Consider the following 18,435-nt stretch of genomic DNA (forward strand, 5'->3'; position numbering starts at 1 on the left):
CTCCGGCCGGGCTGTGGCTGCTGCCGGCTGTTGCGCGCCGGTTAGATTCTGGGCATGACGGACCCTGACGCCACCGCCGCACCAGCAGCGCCGCCGGTGCCGCTGCCGGCCGGTGCGGTGCTCCCCGACCACATCGACGCCGGCATGCGTGCGCTGTTCGAGACCACTACCGCCGCCGCGGCTGCCGGGGCGACGGCCGGGCTGCCGGCCGGCACCTGGGACGCCACCGACGCGGCGGTGCTGGCCGCCGCCAACGCCGTCGCCGGCGAGCTGAACTGGCGGATGGGCGTCCGGATCACCGAGTTCGGCCCGGACCGGCTGGTCGCGACCATGCCGGTGGCCGGTAACCGGCAGCCGTACGGGCTGCTGCACGGCGGCGCCAACGGGGTGCTGGCCGAGACCCTCGGTTCTTTTCACGCCGGGATGCTGGCCGGGCCCGGCCGGGTGGCCGTCGGCACCGAGCTGAACTGCACCCACCACCTGGCGGCGACCGGCGGGCTGGTGCGCGGAGTATGCATGCCCATCCATGTCGGGCGGACCACGATGAGCTTCGACATCGTCATCAGCCGCGACGACGGCCGCCGCACCTGCACCGCACGGCTGTCGTGTCTGGTGCGGGAGGCGCCGGCAGGCTGAGTGCCGATCAGTTCGCCGTCGCCGGGCGCAGCAGCTGCTCGCCGCCGCGCGCTTGCCGACCGGCTACTTGCGCAGATCGGGTCGCTCGGCTGCTCCCGCGGCTCCCCCGGCCACCGCGCCGGCGGCCGGTGCGGCTGCTCGGGAGGTGTCCGAGCCGCTGTCCGCGCCGACGCCGAGGTAGGCCTCCTTGACGCTCGGGTCGACCAGCAGCTCTTTCCCGACGCCGGTCTTGATGACCTCGCCGGTCTCCATGATGTAGGCCCGGTCGGACCGCGAAAGTGCTTGCTGGGCATTCTGTTCCACCAACAAGATGGTGGTGCCCTGCTGATTGATCTCGCTGATGATCCGGAAGATCTGCTGGATGATCATCGGCGCGAGCCCCATGGACGGTTCGTCCAACAGCAGCAGCCGCGGCCTTGCCATCAGCGCCCGGCCGATCGCCAGCATCTGCTGCTCGCCGCCGGACATGGTGCCGCCGGCCTGCTTGCGCCGTTCCAGCAGCCGCGGGAACAGCGAGTAGACCCGCTCCAGCGCCTCGTCGTAGTCGGCCTTGGAGTCGAACTTGCGGGCGTAGTGGCCCATGTCCAGGTTCTCCTGGACCGTCATCCCGGGGAAGACACCGCGGCCCTCCGGGGCCTGGATGATCCCGGCGGCCACCCGCTGGTGCGCCTTCATCCTGGTGATGTCGCGGCCGTCGAAGATCACCCGGCCGCTGGACAGCGGCAGAATCCCGGAGATGGCCCGCATGGTGGTGGTCTTGCCGGCACCGTTGGCGCCGATCAAAGTGACCAGCTCCCCGGGGTTCACGGTCAACGAGATGCCGTGCAGCGCTTCGATTCTGCCGTAAGCCACCGCCATGTTGGAGATCTCCAACAACGGGTCGCCGGAGGTGGTCGGCTGGTTCGGGTCAGGCTGACTCATCGTCGGGCACTCCAAGGTAGGCGGCGATCACCTGCTCGTTGTCGCGGATCTCGTCGGGCAGACCTTCGGCGATCATCCGGCCGAACTCCAGTACAACGATGCGGTCGGTCACGCCCATCACCAGGCGCATGTCGTGTTCGATCAGCAGCACGGTGTAGCCGTCGTCGCGGATCTTGCGGATCAGATCCATCAGCGCCGACTTCTCCGCTGGGTTGAACCCGGCGGCCGGCTCGTCGAGGCACAGCAACTTGGGCTCGGTGGCCAAAGCCCTGGCGATCTCCAGGCGACGCTGGTCGCCGTACGGCAGATTCTTGGCCTTCTCGGTGGCTCGCTCACCGATTCCGACGAACTCCAGCAGCGCCATCCCGCGGTCGATGGCGTCGCGCTCCTCGTCCCGGTGCCGCGTCGTGCGGAAAAGCGCGCCGGGCACAGAGGTTTTGTGCCTGGCATCGGTACCGACCGCCACGTTCTCCAGCGCCGTCATCTCGTTGAACAAACGGATGTTCTGGAAGGTGCGGGCGATGCCGGCGCGGGTGATCTCGTTGCGCTTGAGTTTGCCGAGCACCCTGCCGTCGAACACCACCTGGCCCTCGGTGGGCCGGTACACGCCCGTCATGGTGTTGAAGCAGGTGGTCTTCCCGGCGCCGTTGGGGCCGATCAGCCCGAGAATCTCACCGCGCTTGATGTCGAAGCTGACGTCGTCCAGGGCCACCAGGCCGCCGAACTTCATCGTCACGTGCTCCATCCGCATCAGCGGCGCACCCTCGGCGGTGCGGATCTCGCGTTGCGGCGCCACAACTTCGGCGACGTGCTCAGGATCGGCCAGGCTCGGGTCGACGGCGGTGACGTCGACATCGACCGGCTCGTCGGGGATCTGGCCGTAGCCGCTTGGCGCCGGTCCGCTGTTCGCCTCGTCGTCGTCACCGGTGAGCCCTGGGGCGTTGGAATCCAGTCCCTCTTCGCGCATCTCACGGTCGTAGGTCATCTGCTCACCTCCGCAGCCGCCGTGCTGCCGGGCTTGTCTGAGCCAGCAGGATTGTCGTCGAACTTGGTGCGCTTGCCGCGGGCGGCCAGCCAGATTTGCCGACCGTACGTCATCAGCTTCTGCCGCACGGGTATCAGCCCCTGCGGACGGAAGATCATCAGCACGATCAACGCCAGGCCGAAGAACAGATACTTGTAGTCGGCGATGGCGTTGCCGTTGATGTTCCACCACAGGAACTCGGTGCGGCCCAAGAAGTAGTTGGGCAGGTACACCACGATGAAGGCGCCGAGGATCACGCCAAGCTTGTTGCCCTGGCCGCCGAGCACCACCGCGCACAGGAACAGCATCGAGTTGATGACGTTGAAGTTGGTGGGCACCACGAACTGCACCTGCCCGGCGTACAGCGCCCCGGACAGGCCCCCGATGCCGGCGCCGATGACGAAGGCCCACAGCTTGAACCGGAAGGTCGGCACGCCCATGATCTCGGCGGCGTCCTCGTCCTCCCGGATGGCGACCCAGGAGCGGCCGACCCGCGAGCGTTCCAGGTTCCCGACGCCGAGCAGCACCAGCACGATCAGCAGCAGCGACAGCCAGAACCACCAGACGCCGTTGTTGATGTTGCCACCGTTGCTGTATCCGGCCGCGAAGACACCGTTCATGGCGGTGTCGGATTCGCCGAGGCGCGGATAGGCGACCTGGCTCAGGCCCTGCCCGCCGCGGGTCAGGGTGTCGAGGTTGTCGGCCAGCAGCCGGACGATCTCGCCGAAGCCGAGGGTCACGATCGCGAGGTAGTCGCCGCGTAGCCGCAGCGTCGGCGTCCCGAGGATGAGACCCGAGATCGCTGTGATGGCAACGGCAATCGGCAGCACCGCGAGCCAGGCCCACTTGGCGGACAGCCAGCCGCCGTCACCGGTTTGGTTCCAGGGACTGTCCGGACTGGTGAGCAGGCCGACGGTATAGGCGCCGACGGCGTAGAAACCGACGTAGCCGAGGTCGAGCAGGCCGGTCTGGCCGACCACAACGTTCAGGCCGATGGCGATCAGCGCGATCATCCCGAACTGGGCCATCACGCCGCCGAAATCCGTTCCCACCGTTGAGATTCCGGGTGGCCTGACCACCGGCAGCAGCGCCAGCAGGATGATGAAGGGCACCCCGACCGCCCATTGGGTCGGCCGTGACAACGAGTTCCACCACAACCGGAACCGGTCGCCGATGGCGATCTTCTCTTTGCCCCCAGCGGGTTTCGGCTGGTCCGCCCGTGCTTGGGGTTTGCCGGACGCTGCGGCAGGGGTACTCATGCGCGTGCCCTCCCCAGCTTCTCGCCGAGAATGCCCGTCGGGCGGAACATCAGCACCAGCACCAGCAGCGCGAAGGCGATCACGTCTTTCCAGTTGTTGCCGAAGATGTACTGGCCCCAGTTCTCCGCGACACCGAGGATCAGGCCACCGAGCAACGCCCCGCGCAGGTTGCCGATGCCGCCGAGCACAGCGGCCGAGAAGGCTTTGATACCAAGGATGAAGCCGCCGTTGAAGATGATCCCGTTCGGGATCTTCAGGGTGTACAGCAGGGCGGCGGCGCCGGCCAGGATGCCGCCGATCGCGAAGGTCAACATGATGACGCGCTCGCGGGAGACACCCATCAGGGTCGCGGTGGTCGGGTCCTGCGCGACCGCGCGGATGCCCCTGCCGAACTTGGTGCGGTTGACGATGATGTCGGTGATGCCGGTCAGCACCAAGGCCGACAGCACCAGGATCAGGGTGAGGTTGCTGACCGACCCGTCGCCGACGGAGAACAGCTCCTCGCGGTTGACGAGCTTGATCGGCTGCTGGGCGTTGACGCCGCCGAGGGTCTGACCGGTGAGGTTCGGCAGCACGAAGTGCACGAACTCCTGCAGCACGAACGAGGCGCCGATCGCGGTGATCAGGAAGACCAGCGGCGGCGCGCTGCGTTTGCGCAACGGGCGATAGGCCACTCGCTCAAGGCTCACCGCCACCACGCAGGAGACCGCCATTCCGGCGAGCATGGCGATCCCGAGGTACAGGATCGTCATCACCGGGCCTTCGTTGTAGGCGTTGCCGTTCGGCGTGAAGCCCAGTGCCATCAACGCGGCGTACTGGCCGAACATGCCGGCCATGAAGACCTCGGAATGCGCAAAGTTGATCAGCCGCAGCACGCCGTAGACGAGCGTGTAGCCGACGGCGACCAGCGCATAGATCGCCCCCCACTCGAGTCCGTCAAGGGTGCTTTGGAAGAACGAACGGCCCAGGTTTGCGATGTCGAAGGAAATGACATCGTTGCTGAGCAGCGGTCCGCTCGACAGTGCTAGGAAACTCATGCCACTCCTCGCCGTGACCGTGGTGAATCAGCTGAACCTGGTTACCCGCACAGTCGCGGCCGGCCGCCTCCGGAACGGAGATTGCCGACCGCGACTGCGGTTTCGGGTATCGGTCAGCCGACCTTGTACACCCACGGGTTGGCCACGGCGAGCTCGCCGGTGTCATCCCACTTGTAATCCTTGGCCAGGCCCTGACCTTCGTAGCTCTTGACGTAGTCGATCAGCTTGGCCCGGTCGGTGATGCCGGAGTCGATGCCCTTGAGCATGATCGTGGTCAGGTCGTAGGCATCCACCGAGTACACGCCCGGCGCGATCTTGTTCAGATCCTGATACTTCTTGGCGAAGTCGGCAGGAGCCGGCCCGCACGGGCAGGTGAGAATCGCGCCGCTGGCGGCGTTTCCGGCCTGCTTGACGAACTGCGGGTCGTTGGTGCCGTCGGCGGAGACGAAGGTCGCCTTCACATCGGCGCCGCGGAGCTGGCTGACGAACGGCGCGGCCTCTGCGTAGTAGCCGGCGTAGTAGACCGCGTCGGGGCTGGCGCCCTTGATCTGGTTGACGGTCGCCGAGAAGTCCTTGTCGCCGGTCTTCACCTTGGCCGCGCAGCTGGAATCGGCTGCGTCGCCGAGGGTTTCGGTGACCACCTTGGCCAGGCCCACGCCGTAGTCGGAGTCGTCCTGGACAACGCAGATCTTCTTGTAGCCAAGCTCTTTGGTCATGTAGTTGGCGATGGCGCCGCCCTGCGAGTTGTCGTTGCCCAACCCGCGGAAGAAGTTCTTCCAGCCCTGCTTGGTGAGGTCGGGGTTGGTCGCGGACGCGGTCAGCGACAGCAGCCCGGCTTGGCTGAAGATCGGCTCGGTGGCCTTGGTCTCGCCGGAGAAGGCCGGTCCGAGCAGGCCGACAACGGTCTTGTCGTTGACGATCGACGGGGCCACCTGGGTGGCCTTCTGCGGGTCACCCTCGGTGTCGAACTGCTTGATCTGCACCTGGCAGTCAGGGTTCGCCTTGTTGTGCTCGTCGATGGCCACCTTGGCGCCGTTGAGAATGTTGATGCCGAGCGCGGCGTTGGCGCCGGTCAAGGCGCCGGCCATGCCGATGTTGACGCCGGAGCACTTGGCCTTGCCGTCGCCGGCAGGGTTGGCGGCGTTGGACGCCGACTTCTGCTCGACCTTGGCACCCTCGGGGCTGATCTGCTCGACCGGCTTGATGGCCGTAGCCCCGCCGGACGCCGTGCCACCGCCGGACGCCGCGGCGCTGCCGCCACCGGACGCCGCCGACGAATCGCCGCCGCCGGCTGCGCTGCCCGCGGCACCGCCGCCGGCCGACCCGGTCTCGGTGGTCTGAGTGGTACCCCCGCCGCCGGCGTTGGCGTTGCTGCTGCCGCCGTCGGCGCTCTTGCTGCCACAGGCCGCCAGGGTCAACGTGGCTGCCGCCACTACGACCAGGGCCCCTCGCATCGCAACACGATGCACGTGCCACCTCCAGTTGAGAGAAATCCGGTCGGGGGTCAGTCCCCCGACCGTGCAAACTTCGACTGGCGGAAACTAGCGCACATCTGGCGGGAATCGAAGCAACGGCATGTTCCCGTGACCAAAAAGCGACAACAACACCGGCCTCGGCACGGCCTCCTCGAGACCTGTTGAACGACAGGACGTCTCATCGTCACCGGCAATCAGCCGTTCGTCGCCGGCACTAAACCGCCGAATGTCCGGCCGATCATTTGATCAGCCGGACATTCGGCGTACGAGGGTGGCGGTTGCCGAGCCGTGATCAGCGCCACGGTCAACGGCGCCGCCCGCCGGACGCGGCTACTTCTTGGCGAGCCCGTCGATCACGGCCTGGGCCACCGCCTGCATCGAGGTACGGCGATCCATCGCGGTGCGCTGGATCCACCTGAAGGCCTCCGGCTCGCTCATCTTCTGCGCTGACATCAGCAGGCCCTTGGCCCGGTCGATGGTCTTGCGGGCCTCCAGCCGCTGGGTGACGTCCTCCACCTCGGACCGCAGCGCCACCATCTCCTGATGCCTGGCCACCGCCAGTTCGATGGCCGGCATCAGGTCGGCCTGGTTGAACGGCTTCACCAGATAGGCCATGGCACCGGCGTCCCGCGCTCGCTCCACCAGCTCGCGCTGGGAGAACGCGGTGAGCATCACCACCGGGGCGATCTGCTCGCCGACGATCTCGGCGGCCGCGTCGATGCCGTCCTTGTTCGGCATCTTCACGTCCATGATCACCAGGTCGGGGGTGAGCTCCTTGGCCATGGTGACCGCCTGCTCGCCGTCGGCGGCCTCACCGACCACCTCGAAGCCCTCCTCGACCAGCATCTCCTTCAGGTCGAGGCGGATCAGCGCCTCGTCCTCGGCGATCAGCACCCGCCGGGTCGTCGTCATGCGGCCTACCTCTTCTTGTGTCAGTTCTTGTTCCGGTACACGGTTCTTCGCGGCGCGGTCCGCCCAGCTCGTTCGCTCCGCCGGGCGAAGGTTCAGCCTAATGGCCGCGGGGTGACCGCCGCCGTGCCGGTGCGGCAAGACGAGGGGTGAGACTTCTCGCCGGCCGGACGGGAACCGCTGCGCCGTCAGCACACTCGGCGCCGGGGTGCACACCGGGAGCAGAAGCCCGAACTCGAGAAGACTCCGAGCGAGACCGGTCCGGTGACAGACCCGGTGGCAGACCGGTGACAGACCGGTGCAGACAGATCAGTGACAACAGTGCGGTGCCCCCGGTCAGACTCGAACTGACACTGTGCGGGTTTTGAATCCGCTTCCTCTGCCAATTGGGATACGGGGGCAGGGCCGCCGCAGCAGCCGACAATGATCTTACCGGTCGCCGCGGCGCGGGACGGTCACCGCCCGGGGCTCAGCCGACGCCGAGGGCGTCCCAGACCAGCTGCTGGTCAGCGCCGTCGGCCTCGGGCGGCCGCGGGGTCCACAGCAACCGCATTCCGGCCTCGAGCGGGGTGCGGTCCGCCTTGCGGTTGTTGCACTCACGGCAGGCGGTGATCAGGTTGTCCCAGGTGTTCTGGCCGCCGCGGGACTGCGGCACGATGTGGTCGACGGTGTCGCCGTGCTCGCCGCAGTAGGCGCAGGTGCGCCGGTCCCGCAGCCGGACCTGCGCGTAGGACGGCTGCCGGTCGCGCAGCTGCTTGATCCGGCCGACATCGACATGCACGTAGGTGCGCAACCGGACGATCAGCGGCAGCGGCACGGTCAAAAACTTGGAACGCACCACTTCGCTCGGATGGTTCTCGATCGCGTCGGCGGCCTCGGTGACCAACAAGGTGATGGCCCGCTGCCACTCGATCCGGCACAGCACCTGGTAGGAGGCATTGATCAGCAGTACGCCGGACATCTGCTGCCTCCCTTACGGTTTGCCGGTCTGTCGACCTGGCTGTTGCCGGATCATTCGCCCTGTCGGCAGCCGCTGGATCGAGCCGGTCGGTGTCGCTGCCATGGTGAGTATCGGTGCCGCGGGCTACGACGAGGTAACCGGAACGCCAACGTGACAAGGCGGTCAGGGTTCCGGTTAGCGCCGACGCACCCGCGCGGCCGGCACACGCTACCGCGGCATTCCCGGTTGCGTCACCGCAATTTCGGGTGGTCGTGCGCTCGGCACCCGAGCCTGCGGCGCGCCCGGCGACCAGCGCAACGGCGATGACGGCGAGCACCAGCAGCCGTTGCAGCAGCCCGCTGATCTCCGCCGGCGGCCAGCTCATCCGCCCGTCCAGATCGAGCAGCCGCGGCAGGAACCCGATCAGGAATCCGGCGCCGAGAACGCCAGCCGCGGTCAACCAACGGAACAACTCGGTGCGCAGCCCACGGCAGCGCCGGGTCAGCAGTCCCCCGGCTCCCAGCGGCAGCACCAGGAGCACCAGCGACGCCCAGCGGTGCGTCTCGCCGGCACCGCTCAGGCTGCCGGAGCCGGGTCCGTCGGCCGGGAACAGGGCGGCCACCAGCGCCGCTGCAGCGGCCGCGCCGAACCCGGCCGCCGCCGACCGGCTGCACACCCCGACAGACCCGGCAACCAGCAGCAGCCCACCGGCCAGCAGGGTGAGGGCGAGTGGGAACAGCCAGCCACCGGCGGTCCAGAACAGCTCGGACAGTGGCCGGGCCAGTGGCGAAAACCCTGGCCCGGCAACAACATCCGCGGTCAGCGTGCAGGCGACCGCACCGGTCAACAGCAAGCCGGCGCCGGATCGGCCGGCAGTCGCGGCGGCCGGCAGTACGGGCGGGAAGGCCATGCCACCCAGCCTCGGGCGGATCGACGGCCGCTCCTATCCCGCCAATCCCCCACTGCACCCTGACGCTTCCCCCACCTGCACCCTGGCGCCAGCAGGACACCGGCCCGGTCAGGTGAGCCGGATCAGCCCCTCCTGCACAACGGTCGCCAGCATCTGACCCTGCTCGGAGAAGAAGTAGCCGACCCCGAGCCCGCGCGCGCCGGAGGCGCTCGGCGAGGCAATGTCGTAAAGCACCCAGTCGTCCATCTTCACCGGCCGGTGGAACCACACCGCGTGGTCGAGGGAGGCCATCTGCAGTCCGCCGACGCTGGGGTTCAGACCGTGGGTGGCCAGCACCGAGTCGAGCAGGAACAGATCGGAAACGTAGACGAGCAAACAGATGTTGAGCAGCGGGTCGTCCGGCATGGTGCCGTCGGCGCGGAACCAGACCAGGCTCCTGGCCCCTGGCGACGGCGCGGACGGCCGTCTGGCCCACGGCGGGTCGGTGACGTACCTGATGTCCACCGGCCGCGGGATCTTCGCCCACGGCCCGGCGTTGTGCCCGCCGGCCAACCGATCGGCGTAGGTCGGCAGCGACTGCGGGTCGGGCGCGTCCGGCATCGGTAGCTGATGGTCGAGCCCGGCCTCGTCGATCTGGAACGAGGCCGACAGCGTGAAGATCGGGGTGTCGTCCTGCATGGCGACCACCCGGCGGGTGGTGAACGAGCGGCCGTCCCTGGCGCGGTCGACGTCGTAGTCGATCGGTTTGCGCGGGTCGCCCGGCCGCAGGAAGTACGAGTGCAGCGAGTGCACGCGGCGATCGTCGGGGACGGTACGGCCGGCGGCCACCAGTGCCTGCGCCGCGACCTGCCCACCGAACACCCGCACCAACCGGGTCTCCGGCGAGAACCCTTGGTACACATCGGGTTCCAGCTCGCGCACGTCGAGCAGCCTGAGCAGCTCGTCGAGCACCAGCTGCCCGCGGGGCACCCCGTCGGTGTCGAGCTGCGGCTGTGGGCGGTTGGGCGGCTCGGACGTTGTCACAGTCGTCACCGTAGGCCATCGGGCAGCGGCACCCGGTGGCGCACCCGATCCGCCGCCAACGGCGACCGGGACGTCAGCTCAGGTCTTCGACCCCGAGTCGGTGCACCCGGATCAGGTTGGTGGTGCCAGAGGTGTTGGGCGGGGAGCCGGCGACGACCACAACGGTGTCGCCTGGGTGGTAGCCGGGGATCTCCATCATCGAGGCGTCGACCTGCCGCACCATGGCGTCGGTGGTGTCGACGGTGGGCACCAGGAAGGCCTGGGTGCCCCAGGTCAGCGCCAGCTGATTGCGCGTCGACTCCAGCGGGGTGAACGCCAGCAGCGGCAGCGGGGTGTGCAGCCGCGCCAGCCGGCGCACCGTGTCGCCGGACTGGGTGAAGGCGACCAACGCCTTGGCGTCCAGGCGTTCCCCGATGTCGCGGGCGGCATAGGAGATCACGCCGCGCTTGGTCCGCGGGGTGTGGGCCAGCGGCGCGACCGCGACCGATTCGGACTCAACGGCTTCGATGATCTTCGCCATGGTCCGCACCGCGACGATCGGGTACTTGCCCACCGACGTCTCCCCGGAGAGCATCACCGCATCGGCGCCGTCCAGCACGGCGTTGGCCACGTCGGACGCCTCGGCTCTGGTGGGCCGGGAGTGCTCGATCATGGAGTCGAGCATCTGGGTCGCAACGATCACCGGCTTGGCGTTCTCCCTGGCGATCTGCACGGTGCGCTTCTGCACCAGCGGCACCTGTTCCAGCGGCAGCTCGACACCGAGATCGCCGCGGGCCACCATGACGCCGTCGAAGGCCAGCACGATGGCCTCCAGATTGGCAACGCCCTCCGGCTTCTCAAGCTTGGCGATCACCGGGATGCGCGGGGCGCCCACCTCGTCCATCACCTGGTGCACCAGCTCGACGTCGGACGGTGAACGGACGAACGACAGCGCGATGAAGTCGACGCCGAGGCTGAGCGCGAACTTCAGGTCCTCGATGTCCTTCTCGCTCAACGCGGGCACCGAGACGTTCATCCCTGGCAGCGAGATGCCCTTGTTGTTGGACACCGGGCCGCCCTCGGTCACCTTGCAGTGCACGTCGTTGCCCTGCACCTCGGTGACCACAAGGCCGACCTTCCCGTCGTCGACCAGCAGCCGGTCGCCGGGCCGGGCGTCGTTGGCAAGTCCCTTGTAGGTGGTGGACACCCGGGTCGGGGTGCCGACGATGTCGTCGACGGTGATGATCACGTCGTCGCCGGTGGCCCAGAACGGTGCAACCCCTTCGGCGAACCGGCCCAGCCGGATCTTCGGACCCTGCAGGTCGGCGAGGATGCCGACCGCCTTCCCGGAATCCGTCGCCGCCTTGCGAACCCGCTTGTACACCTCGGCATGATCGGCATGATCGCCGTGGCTGAAGTTCATGCGGGCCACGTTCATCCCGGCGTCGACCAGGGCGTCGATCTGCTCCTGGGACGAGGTGGCGGGGCCGAGGGTGCAGACGATCTTCGCGCGACGCTCCATGCTTCCCAGCCTAGCCCGAGGCATCTGAATCGTTTCACCTCGGGCCACCCGCCCTGACCGCACTGCTGCCGGCCCGGACCGGCCGAGCTGCTGTCCGGACCACACAGCTGGCCGGTGCTGGCCGATCGGGCGTGGCTCAGGCCAACGCGACCGCCGACGGCTCCAGCGGATCGGGCAGCTCGCTGCGGCCGGTCAGGTAACGGTCGACCGATGCCGCCGCCGAGCGGCCCTCGGCGATCGCCCAGACGATCAGCGACTGGCCGCGGCCGGCGTCACCGGCGACGTAGACACCGGGAACGTTGGTGGCGTAGCCGGCGTCCCGCTCGACGACGCCGCGGTCGGTGAGCCGAACCCCGAGCTCGTCCAGCAGCCCGGCGCGTTCCGGCCCCGTGAATCCCAGCGCCAGCAGTACCAGGTCGGCGCGCAGGTGCGCCTCGGTCCCTGCCTGCGGTTCGAACCCGCCGGGAATTCGCTTGCCCGACACCAGATGTACGCCGGTCACCTGCCCGTCGGTGCCCTCCAGCAACGTGGAGTTGACGCCGAAGACCCGGTCGCCGCCCTCCTCGTGCGCACTGGACATCCGCAGCATCAGCGGATAGGTGGGCCACGGGGTGGACGGGTCGCGGGTCGCCGGCGGCTCGGCGTGGATGTCGAGCTGGGTGACCGATGCGGCACCCTGCCGCAGCGCGGTGCCGTAGCAGTCGGCGCCGGTGTCGCCGCCGCCGATGATCACCACATGCTTTCCGGCGGCGTCGATCTCGGGCTGGTCGAGCGAGCCCTCCACCACCCGGTTGGCCTGCACCAGGTAATCCATCGCCAGGTGCACGCCGGAAAGGTCGCGGCCGGGGACGTCCAGCTCCCTCGCGACGGTGGCGCCGGTGGCGATGACGGTGGCGTCGAAGCCGTCGCGCAGTTGCTGCGCGGTGAGTTCGGTGCCCACCTGGCAGTGGGTGATGAACCGAACCCCTTCCGCGGCAAGCTGTGCCAGCCGCTTGTCCAGGACGGCTGAGTCCATCTTGTACTCGGGGATGCCGTAGCGGAGCAGGCCGCCGATGCGCCCGTCCCGCTCGAACACGGTGACGGTGTGCCCGGCTCTGGCCAGCTGCTGCGCGGCGGCGAGCCCCGCCGGGCCCGACCCGACGACAGCCACCTTGTAGCCGGTGCTGGTGCGCGCCGGGCGCGGGGCCAGGCCGCCGGCCGCGGCGGCGTGGTCGGCGATCTGCTGCTCCACCACCTTGATCGACACCGGGTCGTCACCGATGCCGAGGACGCAGGACCCCTCACACGGCGCCGGGCAGAGCCGGCCGGTGAACTCCGGGAAATTGTTGGTGGCGTGCAACCGGTCAGAGGCCTCGTCCCAGCGGCCCAGCCGCACCAGCTCGTTCCACTCCGGAATCAGGTTGCCCAGCGGGCAACCCTGGTGGCAGAACGGCACCCCGCAGTCCATGCAACGGGCGGCCTGGGTCTTGGTCTCGTCGTCGGAGAACGGTTGATACACCTCGCGCCAGTCGCGCAGCCGCAGTGGAATGGGCCGGCGCGCAGGGGTTTTCCGTTCGTGCTTGAGAAAACCGTTCGGATCAGCCACGGGCACTCTCCATGATCAGGGCGTCGGCGTCGGCACCGGATTCTGCGGCCTTCACCTGCAACTGCAGGACGCGCTTGTAGTCCCGCGGCATGATCCGCAGGAAGCGGCCGGCCGATGCCGGCCAGTCGGCGAGCAGTTCGTCGGCGATCGTGCTGCCGGTGTACTCCGCATGCTGGTGCACAACGTCGCCCAGCCAGACGATCTCGTCCTCGGCCAGTGGTTCCAGCTCCACCAGTTCCGGGTTGACGTGGTTCGGGTCGGGGTCGAGCAGATAGCCGATCCCGCCGCTCATTCCGGCCGCCATGTTCCGGCCGGTGGGCCCGAGGATCACCGCGCGGCCACCGGTCATGTACTCGCAGGCGTGGTCGCCCGCACCCTCGCAGACCATCAGCGCGCCGGAGTTGCGGACGGCGAAACGCTCGCCCACCGTGCCGCGCAGGAACAGCTCACCTGAGGTGGCCCCGTAGCCGATGGTGTTGCCGGCGATCACCGACCAGCCGGGCGGCGCCTGGTCGGCCGGGCTGCCCGGCGCCGGCCGCACCACGATGCGCCCGCCGGACAGTCCCTTGCCGACGTAGTCGTTGGCGTCGCCGACCAGTTCCAAGTGAATCCCTTGCGGCAGAAAGGCTCCGAGCGACTGCCCCGCGGTACCGGTGAGGCTGACCCTGATGGTGCCGGCCGGCAGGCCGTCCGGCCCGAACTTGCGGGTCACCTCGGAGCCGAGCATGGTGCCGACGGTGCGGTCGGTGTTGTGCACGGTCTCGATGATCTGCGCCGGTGATCCGTCGCCGAGTGCGGTCGCGGCCTTGTCGATCAGCCGGGCGTCAAGGGTGCGGGACAGGTTGTGCCGCACCGGTTTCACCCCGGACAGCGGCGACGCCAGCTCCGGCACCGCGAGCAGCGGCTGCAGGTCGAGCCCGCCGGCCCTGAAGTGCTCGACGGCCGGTTCGGTGTGCAGCAGCTCGGCGTGCCCGACGGCCTCGTCGATGGAACGGAATCCCAGCTGCGCCAGGTACTTCCGCACCTCCTCGGCCAGATACAGGAAGAAGGTCTCGACGAACTCGGGGGTCCCGGTGTAGCGCTGCCGCAACGCCGGGTTCTGGGTGGCGATGCCGACCGGACAGGTGTCGAGGTGGCACACCCGCATCATCACGCAACCGGCCACCACCAGCGGTGCCGTGGAGAAGCCGAACTCCTCGGCACCGAGCAACGCGGCGATCACCACGTCCCTGCCGGTCTTCAACCCACCGTCGACCTGCACCCTGACTTGGGCCCGCAACCCGTTGAGCCGCAACGTCTGCTGCGCCTCGGCCAGGCCCAGCTCCCACGGTTGCCCCGCGTGTTTGAGCGAGGTCAGCGGCGCCGCGCCGGTGCCGCCGTCGTAGCCGGCGACGATCACCGTGTCGGCGTGGGCCTTGGCCACCCCGGCGGCGACGGTACCGACGCCGGGCTCCGAGACCAGCTTCACCGAGACCCGGGCAGCCGGGTTGGCGTTGCGCAGGTCGTGAATCAGCTGCTTGAGGTCCTCGATGGAGTAGATGTCGTGGTGCGGCGGCGGCGAGATCAGCCCGACACCGGTGGTGGCATGCCTGGTGGCGGCGATCCACGGGTACACCTTGTGTCCCGGAAGTTGGCCGCCCTCACCGGGTTTCGCACCCTGCGCCATCTTGATCTGGATTTCGTCGGCGTTCACCAGGTAGGCACTGGTGACGCCGAAGCGTCCGGAGGCGACCTGCTTGATGGCTGAGCGCCTGGTCGGGTCGAGCAGCCGGTCGATGTCCTCGCCGCCCTCGCCGGTGTTGGACTTGCCGCCCAGCCGGTTCATCGCGACCGCGAGGGTCTCGTGCGCCTCGACCGAGATCGACCCGTAGCTCATCGCGCCGGTGACGAATCGCTTGACGATCTCGCTGGCCGGCTCCACCTCGTCGAGCGGAACCGGTTGCGCGGCAGCGGTGTTGAACTCGAACAGTCCGCGCAGCGTCCCGCCTTCGGCGGAGAGCTTGTCCACCGCAGCGGTGTACCTGGCGAAGACCTGCTCCTGCTTGGACCGGGTGGCGTGCTGCAGCAGGTAAACGGTTTCCGGGTTGAACAGGTGGATCTCGCCCTCCCGGCGCCACTGATACTCACCGCCCACCTCGAGCCCACGGTGCTCGCGGGAGCTTCGGGTCGGCGTGAACGCCAACGCGTGCCTGGCGGCGACATCCGCGGCGATCACCTCGAGATCGGAGCCGCCGGCGAAACTGGTGGTGCCGGCGAAATATTCACCGATCACCTGCTCGTCGAGCCCGAACGAGGCGAACACCTGGGCGCCGGTGTACGAGGCTACGGTGGAGATGCCCATCTTGCTCATCACCTTGAGCACGCCCTTGCCGAGCGCCTTGATGGTGTTGCGCACCGCCTTGGCCGGCGAGATCCCCGGCAGCTGGCCGGATCCGGCCATGCTCTCGACGGTTTCCAGCAGCAGGTAGGGGTTGACGGCGGCAGCGCCGAAGCCCAGCAGCAGCGCGATGTGGTGCACCTCGCGAGCCTCGCCGGTCTCCACCACCAGACCGACCCTTGTGCGGGTCTTGGTGCGCACCAGGTGCTGGTGGATCGCCGACGTCAACAGCAGCGAAGGAATCGGTGCCCTGGTGGCGTCGCCGTCGCGGTCGGACAGGATCAGGATCCTGGCGCCGGCGGCGATCGCGGCGTCGGCTTCGCGGCGACATCGCTCCAGCGCCGTGGCCAGTCCGGCGCCGCCGTCGGCCACGTCGTACAGCCCGGAGATCACCGCGGAGGCGAACCCCGGCTTGTCGCCGTCGGCGTTGATGCCGACCAGCTTCGCCAACTCGTCGTTGTCGATCGCCGGGTACGGCAACAGCACCTGACGGCAGTGCGCCGGCGTCGGGATCAGCAGGTTGAGCTCCGGCCCGACGACACCGGCCAGCGAGGTGACAACGGCCTCCCTGATGGCGTCCAGCGGCGGGTTGGTGACCTGCGCGAACTGCTGGCTGAAGTAGTCGAACAGCAGCCGCGGGCGCGCGGACAACACCGCCTCGGGGGTGTCGGTGCCCATCGAACCGTTGCCCTCGGCGGCGGTGGCCGCCAGCGGCGTGATCAGGATCCGCAGCTCTTCGTCGGTGTAGCCGAACATCTGCTGCCGACGCCGCACCGCGTCGGGCGCGGCCACCACGTGCTCGCGGGTCGGCAGGTCCGACAGGGTCAGCTGCCCGGCGTGCACCCACTCGTCGTAGGGATGCTCGGCGGCCAGCGCGGATTTCACGTCGGTGTCGTTGAGGATGCGGCCGGCGACGGTGTCGATCAGGAACATCCGGCCGGGCTGCAGCCGCCCGCGCTCCACCACCTTCTCCGGCGGAATCGGCAGTACCCCGGATTCGCTGGCCAGCACCACGGTGCCGTCGTCGGTGCGCCACCAGCGCCCCGGCCGCAGACCGTTGCGGTCCAGCACCGCGCCGAGCAGCCTGCCGTCGGTGAAGGTGACACACGCCGGGCCGTCCCACGGCTCCATCAGGCTGGCATGGAACTCGGCGAAACCCTTGATGTCCCTTGGCAAATCGGGGTTGTTCTCCCACGCCTCCGGCACCATCATCAGCACCGCGTGCGGCAGCGAACGGCCGGCCAGGTGCAGCAGTTCCAGCACCTCGTCGAAGCTGCCGGAGTCGGAGCTCTCCGGCGTGACGATCGGGAAGGCCCGGCTGAGATCGCCCGGAATGGCGTCGGTTTCCAGCAGTGCCTCGCGGGCCCGCATCCAGTTCCGGTTGCCGCGGACGGTGTTGATCTCGCCGTTGTGCGCGATGAACCGGTAAGGGTGGGCCAGCGGCCAGGCCGGGAAGGTGTTGGTGGAGAACCGCGAGTGCACAACGGCGATCGCGCTCTCCAGCCGCGGATCGGTGAGATCGGCGAAGAACGCCGGCAGCTGCGCCGTGGTCAGCATGCCCTTGTAGACCAGGGTGCGGCTGGACAGCGACGGGAAGTAGACGGCCACCCCGGCGGCCGCGGTGTCGTGCTCGATCCGCTTTCGCGCCGGGAACAGCAGCCGATCGAGGGCCAGTCCGTACTCCCCCGCCGGGCCGGAGACGAACAGCTGCGCGAAGGACGGCATCACGTCGAGGGCCATCTGCCCGACGCCCGACCCGATGGGGTCGACCGGCAGCTCACGCCAGCCGAGCAACCGGAGGTTTTCGTCGGCCAGCACCTGCTCGATGATCGCGACCGCTGTGGCGCGCTGGTCCGGGTCAGCTGGCAGGAAGGCGTTGCCGACCGCGAAGGCCTCACCGTCCGGCTCGACGCCGGGCTCGGCCGGCCGTGCGGTGGGCAGCTCGAAGTCGCAGACCTGCCGGAGAAACTCTGTTGGCACCTGGATCAGGATCCCGGCGCCGTCACCGACCGCTGGGTCGGCACCAGCGGCGCCGCGGTGGTCGAGATTGATCAGCGCGGTGATGCCGTCGCTGACGATCTTGTGACTGCGTCGTCCCTCGATGTCGGCGACCGCCGCGACACCGCAGGCATCCCGCTCCAGTTCCGGCCGGTACAGCCCGGTGGCTGCGGGAATCGCTGAGAACGGCACCGCCGATCGAGCGGTCGACGAGGCCGCAGCCCGCGCGGTTGCCGGGGTGGTCGACGGGGCGGTCGGCCCGGGGCTGGTCGATGGCAGCGCCGGGACGCCTGGCTGCTGGGAATGCTGGCTGGATGGCACCGATAGGTCCTCCGCTGTAGGTCACCGTCCAGCGACGCTGCTGGCCGGACCGATGCGCTGATTCGCCGGCCGTCGTCTGGGCGCGGACCGGGTGCTGGCCGATCTGGGATCGACGGGCAGCACACGGCGCCGCTGCGGCCCGTGCGGACCCGAGTGAGCGGCGGAGAATCAACACCTGCCGTGCAGTGGCCGCGAGGTCAGCCGGGTACGGACGGGTGCTGGTGCTGGTATCCGGTGATCCGTTCCGAAGTCCGCCGGCGGTGCGCCGTTGGAGTCGTCTGCTCGCGAAGCCTGGAGGTAGGGCTGACCGTCGCGGGGTCTCCGCGCTGAAGGTGAATCCCTACATGTGGTGTCCAGGACGACGGTGGCCTGATGACCAGCAGGTTACCGGACGATGCCCGCGACGTGACCGGTCAATTTTCCGCCGATCGGTGGCCGCCTCCGGATTGTTATCAACGCAGCGTTGATCGGCCGCCGGTGGGGCGTCGCTCGGCCGACAGCGAGCGCGCGGGTAGCGAC

General features: G+C 68.8%; 12 protein-coding genes, 1 tRNA gene and 1 pseudogene. 1 reads left to right on the top strand and 13 read right to left on the bottom strand.

All coding sequences use genetic code 11. The features are described 5' to 3' along the window. Positions 1 to 144 precede the first annotated feature (144 nt). Complete coding sequence (locus HKD39_RS02080; protein ID WP_171198413.1) at positions 145 to 636, top strand: hotdog fold thioesterase; 492 nt, start codon at positions 145 to 147, stop codon at positions 634 to 636. Positions 637 to 699: 63 nt separating this feature from the next. Here the strand turns inward: HKD39_RS02080 and HKD39_RS02085 are convergent, their stop codons facing one another. The 13 genes and pseudogenes from HKD39_RS02085 to gltB form a co-directional block, all read right to left on the bottom strand. Next, positions 700 to 1,557 (bottom strand): ABC transporter ATP-binding protein, encoded by an 858-nt coding sequence (locus tag HKD39_RS02085; RefSeq protein WP_171198147.1) that lies wholly within the window; start codon positions 1,555 to 1,557, stop codon positions 700 to 702. Further along, entirely contained in the window at positions 1,544 to 2,542 is a 999-nt protein-coding gene (locus HKD39_RS02090; RefSeq protein ID WP_246231779.1) for an ABC transporter ATP-binding protein, read from the bottom strand. Before HKD39_RS02090 ends, HKD39_RS02085 begins: the two co-directional genes overlap by 14 nt. Beyond that, positions 2,539 to 3,840, bottom strand: coding sequence for a branched-chain amino acid ABC transporter permease (locus HKD39_RS02095; protein ID WP_171198148.1), 1,302 nt, complete (start codon positions 3,838 to 3,840; stop codon positions 2,539 to 2,541). The genes HKD39_RS02090 and HKD39_RS02095 overlap by 4 nt, the downstream gene beginning before the upstream one ends. After that, on the bottom strand, positions 3,837 to 4,877 hold the full coding sequence (locus tag HKD39_RS02100; RefSeq protein ID WP_171198149.1) for a branched-chain amino acid ABC transporter permease: 1,041 nt from the start codon (positions 4,875 to 4,877) through the stop codon (positions 3,837 to 3,839). The genes HKD39_RS02095 and HKD39_RS02100 overlap by 4 nt, the downstream gene beginning before the upstream one ends. Before the next feature lie 113 nt (positions 4,878 to 4,990). Next, entirely contained in the window at positions 4,991 to 6,331 is a 1,341-nt protein-coding gene (locus HKD39_RS02105; protein ID WP_171198150.1) for a branched-chain amino acid ABC transporter substrate-binding protein, read from the bottom strand. A 351-nt stretch (positions 6,332 to 6,682) separates the two neighbouring features. Next, on the bottom strand, positions 6,683 to 7,264 hold the full coding sequence (locus tag HKD39_RS02110; RefSeq protein WP_171198151.1) for an ANTAR domain-containing response regulator: 582 nt from the start codon (positions 7,262 to 7,264) through the stop codon (positions 6,683 to 6,685). Positions 7,265 to 7,588: 324 nt separating this feature from the next. After that, a tRNA-Leu gene (locus HKD39_RS02115) sits at positions 7,589 to 7,662 on the bottom strand. Between the two features lie 68 nt (positions 7,663 to 7,730). Continuing rightward, positions 7,731 to 8,222: an HNH endonuclease gene (locus HKD39_RS19175; protein WP_171198152.1), complete on the bottom strand. Its 492-nt coding sequence runs from the start codon at positions 8,220 to 8,222 to the stop codon at positions 7,731 to 7,733. Between the two features lie 292 nt (positions 8,223 to 8,514). Then, positions 8,515 to 9,111, bottom strand: a pseudogene (locus tag HKD39_RS20730) (DUF998 domain-containing protein); the annotation flags it as partial. Between the two features lie 108 nt (positions 9,112 to 9,219). Then, entirely contained in the window at positions 9,220 to 10,134 is a 915-nt protein-coding gene (locus tag HKD39_RS02130) for an acyl-CoA thioesterase (protein ID WP_343074524.1), read from the bottom strand. 73 nt (positions 10,135 to 10,207) lie between these two features. Continuing rightward, positions 10,208 to 11,635, bottom strand: coding sequence for a pyruvate kinase (gene pyk / locus HKD39_RS02135; protein WP_171198154.1), 1,428 nt, complete (start codon positions 11,633 to 11,635; stop codon positions 10,208 to 10,210). 136 nt (positions 11,636 to 11,771) lie between these two features. Continuing rightward, the gene (locus HKD39_RS02140; protein ID WP_171198155.1) at positions 11,772 to 13,220 is read right to left on the bottom strand and encodes a glutamate synthase small subunit; all 1,449 of its coding nucleotides are present in this window, start codon (positions 13,218 to 13,220) and stop codon (positions 11,772 to 11,774) included. Beyond that, positions 13,213 to 17,787, bottom strand: coding sequence for a glutamate synthase large subunit (gene gltB, locus HKD39_RS02145; RefSeq protein ID WP_171198415.1), 4,575 nt, complete (start codon positions 17,785 to 17,787; stop codon positions 13,213 to 13,215). Before gltB ends, HKD39_RS02140 begins: the two co-directional genes overlap by 8 nt. Positions 17,788 to 18,435: the final 648 nt, after the last annotated feature.

The organism is Nakamurella aerolata, from assembly GCF_013002705.1.
GTDB lineage: Bacteria > Actinomycetota > Actinomycetes > Mycobacteriales > Nakamurellaceae > Nakamurella > Nakamurella aerolata.

Excerpts from the sequence above, each read along its gene's own strand:
- HKD39_RS19175 (WP_171198152.1), bottom strand. The coding sequence starts at position 8,222 with ATGTCCGGCGTACTGCTGATCAATGCCTCCTACCAGGTGCTGTGCCGG.
- HKD39_RS02090 (WP_246231779.1), bottom strand. The coding sequence starts at position 2,542 with ATGACCTACGACCGTGAGATGCGCGAAGAGGGACTGGATTCCAACGCC.
- HKD39_RS02085 (WP_171198147.1), bottom strand. The coding sequence starts at position 1,557 with ATGAGTCAGCCTGACCCGAACCAGCCGACCACCTCCGGCGACCCGTTG.
- HKD39_RS02105 (WP_171198150.1), bottom strand. The coding sequence starts at position 6,331 with ATGCGAGGGGCCCTGGTCGTAGTGGCGGCAGCCACGTTGACCCTGGCG.
- HKD39_RS02080 (WP_171198413.1), top strand. The coding sequence starts at position 145 with ATGCGTGCGCTGTTCGAGACCACTACCGCCGCCGCGGCTGCCGGGGCG.
- HKD39_RS02095 (WP_171198148.1), bottom strand. The coding sequence starts at position 3,840 with ATGAGTACCCCTGCCGCAGCGTCCGGCAAACCCCAAGCACGGGCGGAC.
- HKD39_RS02110 (WP_171198151.1), bottom strand. The coding sequence starts at position 7,264 with ATGACGACGACCCGGCGGGTGCTGATCGCCGAGGACGAGGCGCTGATC.
- HKD39_RS02100 (WP_171198149.1), bottom strand. The coding sequence starts at position 4,877 with ATGAGTTTCCTAGCACTGTCGAGCGGACCGCTGCTCAGCAACGATGTC.
- pyk (WP_171198154.1), bottom strand. The coding sequence starts at position 11,635 with ATGGAGCGTCGCGCGAAGATCGTCTGCACCCTCGGCCCCGCCACCTCG.